This window comes from Mannheimia sp. ZY171111 (assembly GCF_017750945.1).
Lineage (GTDB): Bacteria > Pseudomonadota > Gammaproteobacteria > Enterobacterales > Pasteurellaceae > Mannheimia > Mannheimia pernigra.
This window is the reverse complement of record NZ_CP046532.1, coordinates 725,442-738,649: the sequence shown is the minus strand read 5'-3', so window position 1 is coordinate 738,649 and position 13,208 is coordinate 725,442. Positions and strand designations below refer to the sequence as shown.

The 13,208-nt window shown below is 40.4% G+C and carries 8 protein-coding genes and 4 pseudogenes; all 12 read left to right on the top strand.

The features are described from left to right. Positions 1 to 7: 7 nt before the first annotated feature. The 12 genes and pseudogenes from GM698_RS03510 (at position 8) to GM698_RS03460 (ending at position 12,964) form a co-directional block, all read left to right on the top strand. Positions 8 to 361, top strand: coding sequence for a hypothetical protein (locus GM698_RS03510; RefSeq protein ID WP_176812195.1), 354 nt, complete (start codon positions 8 to 10; stop codon positions 359 to 361). A gap of 304 nt (positions 362 to 665) precedes the next feature. Then, a pseudogene (locus GM698_RS03505) lies at positions 666 to 992 on the top strand (EndoU domain-containing protein); the annotation flags it as partial. Between the two features lie 40 nt (positions 993 to 1,032). Continuing rightward, entirely contained in the window at positions 1,033 to 1,371 is a 339-nt protein-coding gene (locus GM698_RS10780) for a DUF5376 family protein (RefSeq protein WP_209289664.1), read from the top strand. A gap of 17 nt (positions 1,372 to 1,388) precedes the next feature. Further along, positions 1,389 to 7,118, top strand: a pseudogene (locus GM698_RS03495) (hemagglutinin repeat-containing protein); the annotation flags it as partial. 1 nt (position 7,119) lies between these two features. Further along, the gene (locus GM698_RS03490; protein WP_209289662.1) at positions 7,120 to 7,704 is read left to right on the top strand and encodes an ankyrin repeat domain-containing protein; all 585 of its coding nucleotides are present in this window, start codon (positions 7,120 to 7,122) and stop codon (positions 7,702 to 7,704) included. A gap of 15 nt (positions 7,705 to 7,719) precedes the next feature. Next, positions 7,720 to 7,911: pseudogene (locus GM698_RS10775) on the top strand (GH-E family nuclease); the annotation flags it as partial. Continuing rightward, complete coding sequence (locus tag GM698_RS03480; protein ID WP_209289661.1) at positions 7,912 to 8,436, top strand: ankyrin repeat domain-containing protein; 525 nt, start codon at positions 7,912 to 7,914, stop codon at positions 8,434 to 8,436. Positions 8,437 to 8,467: 31 nt separating this feature from the next. Next, positions 8,468 to 8,680, top strand: a pseudogene (locus tag GM698_RS10770) (GH-E family nuclease); the annotation flags it as partial. Position 8,681: 1 nt separating this feature from the next. Further along, a complete protein-coding gene (locus GM698_RS10660) occupies positions 8,682 to 8,810 on the top strand; it encodes a hypothetical protein (protein ID WP_256437774.1) in 129 nt (42 codons plus the stop codon). A gap of 61 nt (positions 8,811 to 8,871) precedes the next feature. Next, positions 8,872 to 9,210 (top strand): ankyrin repeat domain-containing protein, encoded by a 339-nt coding sequence (locus tag GM698_RS03470; RefSeq protein ID WP_371739919.1) that lies wholly within the window; start codon positions 8,872 to 8,874, stop codon positions 9,208 to 9,210. A 158-nt stretch (positions 9,211 to 9,368) separates the two neighbouring features. After that, positions 9,369 to 12,524, top strand: a complete 3,156-nt coding sequence (locus tag GM698_RS03465) for a hemagglutinin repeat-containing protein (RefSeq protein WP_209289660.1) — start codon at positions 9,369 to 9,371, stop codon at positions 12,522 to 12,524. Between the two features lie 8 nt (positions 12,525 to 12,532). Beyond that, the gene (locus GM698_RS03460; protein ID WP_176808838.1) at positions 12,533 to 12,964 is read left to right on the top strand and encodes an Imm42 family immunity protein; all 432 of its coding nucleotides are present in this window, start codon (positions 12,533 to 12,535) and stop codon (positions 12,962 to 12,964) included. Positions 12,965 to 13,208: the final 244 nt, after the last annotated feature.

Below are 13,208 nucleotides of genomic sequence, written 5' to 3'. Positions count from 1 at the left end.
GATTATTATGAATTACGAAGTGATTATTAAAGAAAATAATGATTACGATGTTATTATTGAAGTGAACAATGTAGAGATCATTTGTTTTTCCAGTAAAGGATTAAAAGCTAAGGAAGGAGATATTATTTTTGTTGAGATAACTCCTTTTTGTGATTTTGAAATTTACTTATCAAGTAGTGTAAATAGAACAATAGAACATATATCGGGTTATCAATATAAAATAACAGGAATTTTAGATATTGATAAAGGAGGAGTTGATTCATTATTCTTTATTGAGCTAGAAGAGCTATATGATTATGGCTTTTTAGATAAAAAAATGGTAGAGGTACATATATTAAGATTTAATATATATCAATCATAATCTATGACAATAGAAAAATTTCTCCCGATAGCACTAGCGTCCATGCTAGTACTATGCCGGCACGCTCACAACTAGCTCGTAGGTTGGGTTGAGCCTGCGAAAACCCAACGTAATGAATAAATACTTGTTGGGTTACGTTTTACTAACCCTGATAGTGCTATCGTCCACACTAGTGCTATTTAATATAAGTTACAAGCGGTTAATTATGCTGAATATTTTGCAAATTTTAGCGGTAAATCTAGTTTTTGCTTTTGGGTGTAACAACTTTGATAAAACCAAGTTACAAAACGAGTTGAATTAGAAAGTAACCAAAGTTGTTGGTGGTCATAGTACACTTGGTAATGTGAAAGTAGATGAAGTAATTAAAACTTATCCTAATGGTGTATATGAGGCTAAAGTATCTGTTAAAGATCCTTCTAGTAGTAAATACTTTGAGAAAACCAATAATGGTGGAATATCTACTATGTTTCCTAAAACGTGGACAAGCGATAGGATAAAAGTTGAGGTAAGTCAGGCGTTTAATAACAAAGTAGTTAATGGTAACAAATGGTATGGAATAACTCCCTCTGGAGTTAAGGTTGAGGGCTTTATAAGTCCACACACTACTGCTTACCCATCACCTAATCAATAAGGAGAAAAAGTGAAACTAAGATTTTTTTATTTTTATAATAGTGTTTGGAATACTATCACACACAACTTGTGAGTCAGTTAATCAAGAGAAAAATGAGAAGGTTATATCTTATTATTTATTAGATTGTTCTTCGAATTTTCTAAAAAATTTAGTTCTAATATTAGATAACTGTCCACAAAATGATATAGATATCAGCACAGAAAGCTGGGGAGGAGAAATTGTAGATAGTGAAGTATATTTGCATTCTAATTTTGAGCCTGATAATGAGGAGTATTCTATAACTATCCCTTGCTCTGATTTTACAAATGCTATTTTACATTGGCATAATTTTCTTCTTAAGCAACCGGATTTATCTTATTCTGAGCTTTTAGATATATAGGCTTAACCGCAAAACAGATGTCCGAATTGACAACAGATATGGTGTGGTTGGTCAATAAAGAAATCACACTGGCTGATGGGCGAAAAGTAACAGCCCTTGTGCCACAAGTGTATTTGGTTGCCCGCAATAGTGACATTACTTCTCGCGGCGCAGTGATTTCAGCCAATCAAATTATCGGTAATGTTGATAATCTCCAAAATAGTGGCGTGATTGTAGGACGGGATTTAACCCGCTTACACAGTAATCAACTGGAAAATCGAGGCACGATTTTGGGTGATACGGTGGATTTATCGGCTAAACAAAACCTCATCAACTTAGGCGGTAAGATTGAAGCGGTGAAAGATTTATCCCTTTATGCAGGGAAAAACCTTGAAATCAGCTCTACCCTCTCATCAAGTCAAAGTGCAGACGGCAATTTTGCCCGCACGGTGTTAGACCAACTCGCTTCGGTCAAAGTCACCGGTGAAGGTGGACGTTTAACTTTACACAGTGGCGATAACCTTACGATAAAAGCCGCTAATATTGAAAGCCAAGGTGCCTTAAACGCCAGTGCAGACAAGAGCTTACAAATTACTACCTTAAAAACTCAAAACAGAGAGCATTACAATGGTAACGCAGATAACTACTACCGTTTAGCTCAAGAAGCAGAGGTCGGTACACGTCTTTCGGGCAAAGATGGAGTGAAATTATTTGGTGTTGATGGTGTAACGCTCCGTCAAGTTGATGTAAGAGGTGATGGAGATGTTTCGGTTATCTCTCAGAAAGGTAACATCACTTTAGAATCAGGGCGTGCAAAAGAGTCATTAGCAACATCGGTTAAATCAAACTCAAAAGGATTATTTTCTAAAAGCAGTAGACTTTCTGAGCATGAGCACCAAACTGATGCCGCGGTTGTTAATTCATTGCAGGGACAAAATATGACGCTTTATGCAGGTAATAAGATAACTGATGAAGGCTCAGTAATTAAGGGGGGTGATCATATTTACCTTGAAGGTAAAAATGGGGTGGAATTAAATACCGCACAAAATACGCATAGTGAACGTAATTATACAGAATTGAAAAAAGCAGGCTTAACAGCAAGCCTCTCTAGTGGTACTGCGCGTATAGGTGTGGGTAGAAACAAACAGAAAGATGCGAATACAGAGCGCCAAATAAGCCATATTGGTACACAATTAAATGCGGAGAATGGCAATATTACTGTGGTTTCAACACAAGGTGATGTGACTGCTAATGCAACCCAATTTGATGCCAAAAAAGATATCGCTATTGAAGGTCAGAATGTTTATCTCAATGCAGAAATAGATAAACAGGATAACCAAGAAAGCCACTCTTCTAAATCTGCCGGATTTGGAATAGGCGTGGTTTACAATCCGGTAGCAAAATTAAAAGACTACTATGGCGAGCAATCCAGCCAAGGCTCAGCCAAAGGTATTGTTGGTAAGGTTGTGACTGCTGGAGAGGCGATTGATAAAACCTCACAGCAACTTCTCAATGGCGTAGGCTCATATTTTACCGCCAATAAAAAGCAAGAAGAGCGTTTTAACCAGACAGAAAAAGCCAATGTGGTTGAAATGAATGCTGGCGGTAACCTTGCTATTCATGCGAATAAAGGCAGTATCGTAAGTCAAGGTGCGCATATTTCAGCGAAGGGCGATGGCACATTTTGGGCAAAAGAGAACGTGCATTTTGATGTAGCCACCACAGAACAATCACAAAGCGGTAAACTTAAACAAAAAGGGGTAGATATTGATTCTTCTCGCCGCCTGACAGACATTGTTGGGGTTTACTCCGGCAAAGAAAAAGGTGATGGAGAGCTAGTTCAAGAGCAAGCGGGTGGACTTTCCTTTGGTGGTGCAACGACAGTGATTGCGGAAAAAGGGGATATCACTTTAGCCGGCACGCAGTTGGTTAGCGATGGTAAGATAAAATTATCCGCAGGGAATAATGTGAACATTACGACAGCTAAAACCACACAAGGGCAAGATGAAGCAGGCAAAAGCCATGGTTTTGGCGAAGCGGTGATTTCAGAAACAGAGCGTTTTTCCGGTTATAACCGTCAGTTGAATAGTCAAAATGGTCATGCGGTTTCGCATCAAGGCAGTATGATAGCCAGCTTAAAAGATGATGTTGAAATTTATGCAGGCAAAGATTTCCACGCTACAAGCGGTCAAATTTTAGCAAAAAATCGCATAGAGTTAAGTGCGGAGAAAGTGACATTCGACACGGCACACAATACGGCGAATAACCATCATCACAGCAGTGATTTAAAATTTGGTCAGTTTACGCGGGTGATTTCACCGATTATTGACTTAGTACAGTCGGTGGAAAGCACATTGAAAGACAAAGAGGCCTCAGACCGAGTGAAGGCAGCACAAGTGCTGGGTTTAGCGGCACAGGGTTATATTTTAAACAACGCCATAAATAACGCCTTAAATCACAAAGATAACTCGGTATTATTCCGAGTAGAAACGGGGACAGGCTTAGCACACTCTCGCCAAAGTGGTGAAAACCGAGTGTCTGAAAGCTTAGGCAACCAAGTGAATGCACAGCATATCCATATTGAAGCCCGCAGTGGTAAATTAAGCGCCATCCAAACGGACTTCACCTCAAAAGACGAGCAAGGCAAACGGCTGGCAAACAGCAGTGTGGCGCTATCAGGCAAGGAAGGTGTTGAGCTACTTGCTGGAGAAAGTACGGGCTATCAACGTCATAAGAACCAAAGCTACGGTACGGAAGTCGGCACGGCATTGAGTGTGGGGGCGAAAACTGGCTGGTCGTTCTATGCCAAAGAGGGTTTCCAAAAAGGTAAGCAAACCTCAGAAAGCATGACATACCACAACAGCCATATAGACAGCGAGACCTTCAGGCTAAATAGTGGTGGTGATGTGACAATGAAAGGGGCAACCGCCCACGCGAATAGCATTCACGCCGATATTGACGGTAAGCTGCATATTGAGAGCTTACAAGACAGCCATCAATCGAAAAGCACTCAAGGTGGGCTAAACACCAAAGTGGAGTTTGGTTTTGGTAGCAGTTGGGAATTTAGCGGGAATGCCAACCTTTCCGGTGGTAAATCGAATGCGAATGGTGTGAATGAGCAAAGCGGCTTGTTTGCCAAAGACGGCGGCTATCACATTACTGCCGATGAAGTCGAATTAAACGCAGGAGCAATCGCTTCAACCAATCCTGATAACAGCGAGCTGACGACTAACGTTATTACCTTTAGTGATATACAGAACTACAGCCAACACCAAGCGACAAGTGGTTCATTATCGGGCGGATATTCACAATCAAATGGAGTGAGCGGCAGCCCGGGAATGCCGATGAACAGCCAAGGTAATGACAATAGCACAACCAAAGCGACGCTGACGGAAGGGAAAATCACGCTGAACAAAGACAGCACGCCAACGCAAACCACAGCGAAAGCGTTGGGGATTAACACGGCGTTAAGCCAAGCCCACCGAGCAGTTGAACAGCCGAAAGATATCAATCAGGTGTTGAAAGAGCAACAAATCTTATCACAATCTGCCGGACAGGTTTCCGGTGCGGTAATAAGTTATGCAGATAAACAGCGTGAGGAGATAAAACAAGCGGAAGAAAAAGCACGGAAATCTGCTAAAGAAGCGGAGCAAGCAGGAGATATTGTCACAGCTCAAGTGAAATATCACGAGGCACAAATGCTTGAACGAGAAGCGGCTCGCTGGGAAACAGGGGGGGACAAAAAACGTCAAGCTAATGCAGTTGCGGCAGCATTAAGCCTTGCGGTGGCAGGCAAGCCGGCGGAAGCAATAGCGGCAGGTGCAGCATCGCCTTACATCAACGAAGCGATTAAACATATTACGGATAACAAAGCACTAGAAGCCTTGAATATACCGCTACATATTTTATGGGGAGCGGTAGAAGCTGAGCTTGCAGGCGGCAGTGCCAAAGCAGGAGCAATAGCAGCCGGTGTTGGAGAAGTTGGTGCAACAGTATTAGCACAGGCGGTATACGGCAAAGCTGCGTCGGATTTAACCACAGAAGAAAAAGCTAACCTATTGGCTTCAGCAAAATTACTGGCGGGTGTTGCAAGTGGCGCAGTAAGTGGAGGTAATGGTACCGAGACTTTAGCCAATGCGAGTATTGGAATGACGGTGGCTGAAAATGCGGTAGAAAGCAATTACCTTTCAGATTGGCAAAAGGCACAGCAAGCGAAAGAGCTGAAAGAGTGCAATGGAAACGGCTATTGTGAGTTTAAAATCAATGCCTATTGGACGGCTGTCAATTTAGGGCAAGACACTTCTTTTGTCAGTGGTTTGGCTGTAGGAGTACCGGAATCCATTGCGGAAGGCGTATTAGATGGCATAAAGATGGCACTCAGTCCGATAGAAACGCTTGAAGCTATCAAAGTAATGATTACACAAGACGATGCCTTTAATAAATTGACGGAGGCTACGAAACAGTCTTATGTTGAACGGATTGAAAAATTACAATCTGAATATGAAAAAGCAGGGGCTTCAGGCTCATTTAATGCAGGTCGAGAAACAGGACATTTATTATCTGATATTGTCAGTATCGCTGCCGGTGGTGTAGGCCTTGCCAAAATGGGTACGTCAGCTATCAATAAAGGTATTACGGCTGCTGCGAAAAATGTAAAAGCACTGAATATAGATAGACCTAAATTTGCAACTTGTTCATTCCATGGCGATATGGAAGTTAAAACAGATAAAGGCTATCGACCGATTTCATCCATTAAAGTAGGCGATAAGGTACTGGCGAAAAATGAAATAACCGGTATAACTACCTATCAGAAAGTTCAAGCTCACTACAATAATCCATACGATTATACGGTGTATGTAGAAGTCACAAACAGCAAAGGACAATACCAAACTATTGTGTCAAATAAAATTCACCCGTTCTTTGCACAAGTGTTATCAGGTATCGCCCCAATCTCTTCAAAGGGACATCACTACAAAGGAGAGATAGCAAAAGCCCAATGGGTTGATGCTCAGTATCTGCAAAAAGGTTATCGTTTGTTATCAGCAAACGACGAGTGGCAGACTGTGTCGAACGTGACGCAAAAAGCAGAAGCTCTCAAAGCCTATAATATGACGGTGGATAAAGACCACACTTACTTTATTAAAGGAGCAAAAGCCGATAATGAAGGGGTATGGGTGCATAATGATTGCTGGCACGCTTTACCAAACGGTGCGAAACAAGTAGCGAGTATTGATGGCTATAAAGCTTATCAATTTACCGATCCGAAAGATGGAAAAGTCTTGACAGTGGTCCAAAAAGATCTCAATCGCTTTGAAACGCCGAACCATCAAGCCGGGGTAGATCCACATTTTAACCGTTTGTCTCAGCAAATTGATGCCGAAACGGGGCGCTATTTATCGACAGATAACCCGGTAGATGGTTTGTATAACCGAGCTTATTTACGCTCGGAAACGTTACAGAAAATTTATGCTAATTATGAAAAATTGCCAAATGGTAATTATCGAGATTTAGATGGAAATATAATCAAAGGTCCTATAGATATAGGTCATGCTTATGGTTGGGAGCATAGAAGGTTATCACTAGCGGCAAAAGAATTAAACTGGAGTCAAAAGCAATTTAATGATTATGTCAATGCTAGACCAGAGATGTTCAGGCTGGAAAATATGTCTGAAAATAGAAGTCATAAGAATGAGATGCCAGGAAAACATGATATTAAATTAATAATAGATGACATGAAAAAATTCCAACAAAAACAAATAGGAGAATAAGATGAGAGACAAAAATGCAGAATATCAGCAGACACTAGAACGCTACCAAGAATTATATGATAAAGATCCTGAATTAAGAGTTATTGCAGCGAATTCAGAAGGTGATCTTAATCTTTTGCGAGAAACATTTTTCGTACAAGGTGAATTAACTATTACGGATAGTACACCAAAAGAAAAATGGAACTGGTTACATATGTGTAATCTAAATAATTATTCACCAGCCCCGCTTTCTGTGGTTAAATTTTATATAAAAAATGGGGTGGAAATAAATGCCCAAGATTGCTATGGAATGACTCCATTACATTATGCAATGAGGTCAAAAAATGTGGAAGCGGCAATTGCATTATTAAATGCAGGGGCAGATCCCAATATTCCAAATCAAGATAATCTAATCCCATTAAGGATGTGTATTCGTTATCCGGATAGATTAGACCTATTAGAATTAATGCTGAAAAATGGTGGTGATGTTCATTATTTTAATGGGCAAGATTATTTATTAGATGGGCTAAAAGCTTTTAAGGGTAATGATCCTATGTATAAGGCATTTTTTGAAAAAATGGAAGAATATTCTGGGACTAAAGAATAATTCAGGGAGCATAGAAGGTTATCACTAGCGGCAAAAGAATTAAATTGGAGTCAAAAGCAATTTAATGATTATGTCAATGCGAGACCGGAGAATTTTAGGCTGGAAAATATGTCTGAAAATAGAGGGCATAAGAATGAGATGCCCGGAAGGGATAATATTGAACCTATTATTCGTGATATGAAAAAATTTGAGAGAAGGAATAAGTAAATGGATAAATACACTACATTGGGAGTTAATATTCTGGAAGCAATTGCTACAGATGATTTTGAGTTATTAGAAGAGCTATTCCGAACAGGAGAAAGAAATTATTTGGAAATTTCACCTAAAGAAGGATGGAGTTGGTTGCATAAATCGTTATTAGGATTTGAATCTGAAGAACCTTCTAGAAAAATGATTGAGCATTTAATTAGTAAGGGGCTTGATGTCAATGCCCAAGATTGCTACGGAATGACCCCATTACATTATGCAATGAGGTCAAGGAATGTTGAGGCAGCAATAGCATTATTAAATGCGGGGGCAGATCCGAATATTCCAAATCAGGATAATCTCATACCTTTGTCGATGATAGGATATTTACCTGATAGATTAGATATTTTAGAACTAATGCTAAAGAAAGGGGCTAATGTACATTTTTTAGTAAATAAAAATGAAAGCATATTAGAAAGTTATAAACCAACATCATCAGAACCTCATTTGATTCCAATATATGAATTAATGATGAAATATTCTTAATGAATAGAGAACTATTTTTTGATTTTAATGTATATATGGTTGGAAGTATAGAAGATTATCCTTAGCAGCAAAAGAATTAAATTGGAGTCAAAAGCAATTTAATGATTATGTCAATGCGAGACCGGATAATTTTAGGCTGGAAAATATGTCTGAAAATAGAAGTCATAAGAATGAGATGCCGGGTAAAGGCGATATTCTTGATATCAAGAAAGATATGCAGAACTTTATGAATAGAGGTAAATAGAATGGAATTATCGTTACTAAATGAAATAGAACTTGAAGAGCTTATTGTAGATGCTAACTCTAATGATAATATTAGTTTTTTAAATGAGGTATTCATAGAAAAAAATTGCCGATATAAAGAAAATAACTGAGTTTGATAAGTGGAACTATTTACATAGAATTTTGTGCTATTTTAACCCAAGTTTGGAACTTGTGAGGTTCTATATAGATAATGGATTGGATATTAATTCTCAGGATAAATATGGAATGACTCCATTACATTATGCAATGAGGTCAAGGAATGTTGAGGCAGCAATAGCATTATTAAATGCAGGGGCAGATCCCAATATTGAAAATAACGATCAAGTTATACCATTATCTATGATTGGAGTGGTTCCAAAAGAATTGGAACTAATCGAGTTGATGTTGAAAAAGGGAGGAAATGTTCATTATTTCAATGGTCAGTTTGAATTGATAGAAGGTATGAAAAAATATAATGGAAATAAACCTGAATTTAAAGCAGTTATTGAATTATTAGAGAAGTATTCTTAGTCTGTATATATAGATTTTTGCAATTCCAATACATATACAACTGGGAACCCCAATGACGCCCCCCGATGGCGCTCGTCTCTGATGAGTGTCAATACTTATCTATTACAAGCGGTTAATTATATTGAGGATTTTGCAAATTTTAGCGGTAAATCAACCGCTTGTTTTGGCACGAGTGGGACACTCGCGCCATCGGGGGAGTTTACTCCGGCAAAGAAAAAGGTGATGGAGAGCTAGTTCAAGAGCAAGCGGGGGTGCTTTCCTTTGGTGGTACAACGACAGTGGTTGCGGAAAAAGGGGATATCACTTTAGCCGGCACGCAGTTGGTTAGCGATGGTAAGGTAAAATTATCCGCAGGGAATAATGTGAACATTACGACAGCTAAAACCACACAAGGGCAAGATGAAGCAGGCAAAAGCCATGGTTTTGGCGAAGCGGTGATTTCAGAAACAGAGCGTTTTTCCGGTTATAACCGTCAGTTGAATAGTCAAAATGGTCATGCGGTTTCGCATCAAGGCAGTATGATAGCCAGCTTAAAAGATGATGTTGAAATTTATGCAGGCAAAGATTTCCACGCTACAAGCGGTCAAATTTTAGCAAAAAATCGCATAGAGTTAAGTGCGGAGAAAGTGACATTCGACACGGCACACAATACGGCGAATAACCATCATCACAGCAGTGATTTAAAATTTGGTCAGTTTACGCGGGTGATTTCACCGATTATTGACTTAGTACAGTCGGTGGAAAGCACATTGAAAGACAAAGAGGCCTCAGACCGAGTGAAGGCAGCACAAGTGCTGGGTTTAGCGGCACAGGGTTATATTTTAAACAACGCCATAAATAACGCCTTAAATCACAAAGATAACTCGGTATTATTCCGAGTAGAAACGGGGACAGGCTTAGCACACTCTCGCCAAAGTGGTGAAAACCGAGTGTCTGAAAGCTTAGGCAACCAAGTGAATGCACAGCATATCCATATTGAAGCCCGCAGTGGTAAATTAAGCGCCATCCAAACGGACTTCACCTCAAAAGACGAGCAAGGCAAACGGCTGGCAAACAGCAGTGTGGCGCTATCAGGCAAGGAAGGTGTTGAGCTACTTGCTGGAGAAAGTACGGGCTATCAACGTCATAAGAACCAAAGCTACGGTACGGAAGTCGGCACGGCATTGAGTGTGGGGGCGAAAACTGGCTGGTCGTTCTATGCCAAAGAGGGTTTCCAAAAAGGTAAGCAAACCTCAGAAAGCATGACATACCACAACAGCCATATAGACAGCGAGACCTTCAGGCTAAATAGTGGTGGTGATGTGACAATGAAAGGGGCAACCGCCCACGCGAATAGCATTCACGCCGATATTGACGGTAAGCTGCATATTGAGAGCTTACAAGACAGCCATCAATCGAAAAGCACTCAAGGTGGGCTAAACACCAAAGTGGAGTTTGGTTTTGGTAGCAGTTGGGAATTTAGCGGGAATGCCAACCTTTCCGGTGGTAAATCGAATGCGAATGGTGTGAATGAGCAAAGCGGCTTGTTTGCCAAAGACGGCGGCTATCACATTACTGCCGATGAAGTCGAATTAAACGCAGGAGCAATCGCTTCAACCAATCCTGATAACAGCGAGCTGACGACTAACGTTATTACCTTTAGTGATATACAGAACTACAGCCAACACCAAGCGACAAGTGGTTCATTATCGGGCGGATATTCACAATCAAATGGAGTGAGCGGCAGCCCGGGAATGCCGATGAACAGCCAAGGTAATGACAATAGCACAACCAAAGCGACGCTGACGGAAGGGAAAATCACGCTGAACAAAGACAGCACGCCAACGCAAACCACAGCGAAAGCGTTGGGGATTAACACGGCGTTAAGCCAAGCCCACCGAGCAGTTGAACAACCGAAAGATATCAATCAGGTATTGAAAGAGCAACAAACGGTAAGCCAATCGGTGGGGCAAATGGCGGGGGCAGCAAATGTTTACGCCAGCCAAAAAGCGCAAGAAGCGGCAGAAGTGGTAAAACGGGCGGAAACTGAGTTACAAGCGGCAGAAAAAGAGAAAAATCTTGCAAAAATTGATGAAAAACGCACCGCTTACCTTGAAGCCAAAGCGCAACAAGAAAGCTGGAGTGAGGGTGGTTCAAACAAACGCAAAGTGGATGCAGCGGTTGCTACGCTTGGTACGATTTTAGGCGGAGGCAGTGCTGGACAAGCTGCGGTTGCAGCGCTTTCTCCGGAGCTCAACGCCCAAATTCACGAGCTGACAAAAGACAGCAAAACTGCCAACCTACTGGCACACGCTGCTTTATCAGCACTGGAAGCCAAAGCAAGTGGAACAAGTGCCACAGCAGGAGCGATAGCTGGTGCGGCAGGCGAAGGCACGGCAATGCTACTGGCTGAAGCCGTATTCAACAAACAACCGAACGAACTTACTGCGGAAGAGAAAAACCTACTCAAAGTCGCAGGACAACTTGCGGGGGCGGTGGCTGGACAAGCCACAGGCGGCACAACGGCGGATACAGTGTTTGGGGCAGGGACGGCAAAACGGGCGGTGGAGAATAACTATTTATCTCATCGTGATGTTTATGCTTATCAGCAAGCTCTTAAAAAAGCAATTGAAAAGGGTGAAAGTGTTGAAGAAGTACATAAGTATTTCAAAGCGTTAAGTGAAAAACAACGTGCGGAGTTATTAGCTGATTGCGAGATGGTTTGTCGGGTTACTGTGCCACAAACCTTATTAGAAGCAGTAAGTCTTGCCGATGATTTATCAGGCGCATTGAATAGTTGGGTTCAAGGATTACCTTTTGAGGAACAGAGTAAATTCTACCAGTTGGTTGAAAGTGAAAACCAAAAGACGATTCAAGCGATAAAAGAGAAGCAGACGGGGGTAGAAAAAAGTATTGAGTTGGCAATGGATGCTTCTCGATTGTTTACCAAAGAGAATAATCTTAGTAACTCTAATATCCACAGTAATTTTGCGAAGAAAAATACTTCTAGAACATCTTCCCCTATACCAGTTCCCAACCCTGTTGATGTAGATTTGGGAGATGGGGTATCTGTAAAATATAAATCTAATTCTAAGCATACAAAAGGCATGCCAGGAAATAGAAAAAATGCAGGTATAGAACCAAGAGAGTCACTAGAGTTATTTAAAAACTCAATAGAATATAAAGTGGAAGCTAATAAGATTATTAGGTATGCAAAAGATTCACAAGGGAATGTTCATAGGTTTTTTGGCACAAATGGAGAATATCATTGGTCGGGCAGCTCTGGAGATCCTGATAACCCATTACCAATACCTAAAGATTTGAGGTTTAAATAGAGGTAAGTATGTTTTTTGGAGATCCTTATAAATTTGCAATACAGTGCGATATTGTATCAGAATGGAATGATGATTACTTTTGGATTAATGGTGTTTTCAATATATATATAGAAAGTACCCCAGTTATTAATGAGTTATATACATCAGAACTTAGATTTACATTGGCAAATATTACTGATGATATTTTAGGTTCCATGGTGCAAACCGATAATATTAATGTTATCGATAACATTTCGTCTGAACAGAGAAAGTTATTGTCTATTTCTAGCCCTGAAATGGAGGATAATTCTATATTTGTTTATTTTTTGTTTAGCAATGGTAATGATTATATCTTATTGGATAAAGATAGTGAGGTATCGATTTTTAATTATGAAAAAGATTACATAATGAAAATATTACGTTCTTTATTAGATTGGAAGAGAGAAAGCAAATATTTTTAATATTAGTTTTTTCGATGAGTAAGAGTGAGACTTATCCCCCGATGGCGCTCATCTCTGACGAGTGTCAATACTTATCTATTACAAGCGGTTAATTATGTTGAGTATTTTGCAAATTCTGGCGGTAAATCAACCGCTTGTTTTGGCACGAGTGAAACACTCGCGCCATCGGGGGGGTAATTAACGAACAAATTAACCAACTGACTGGTCGCCGTTTTATTCAAGGCTATAACAACGATTTAGAGCA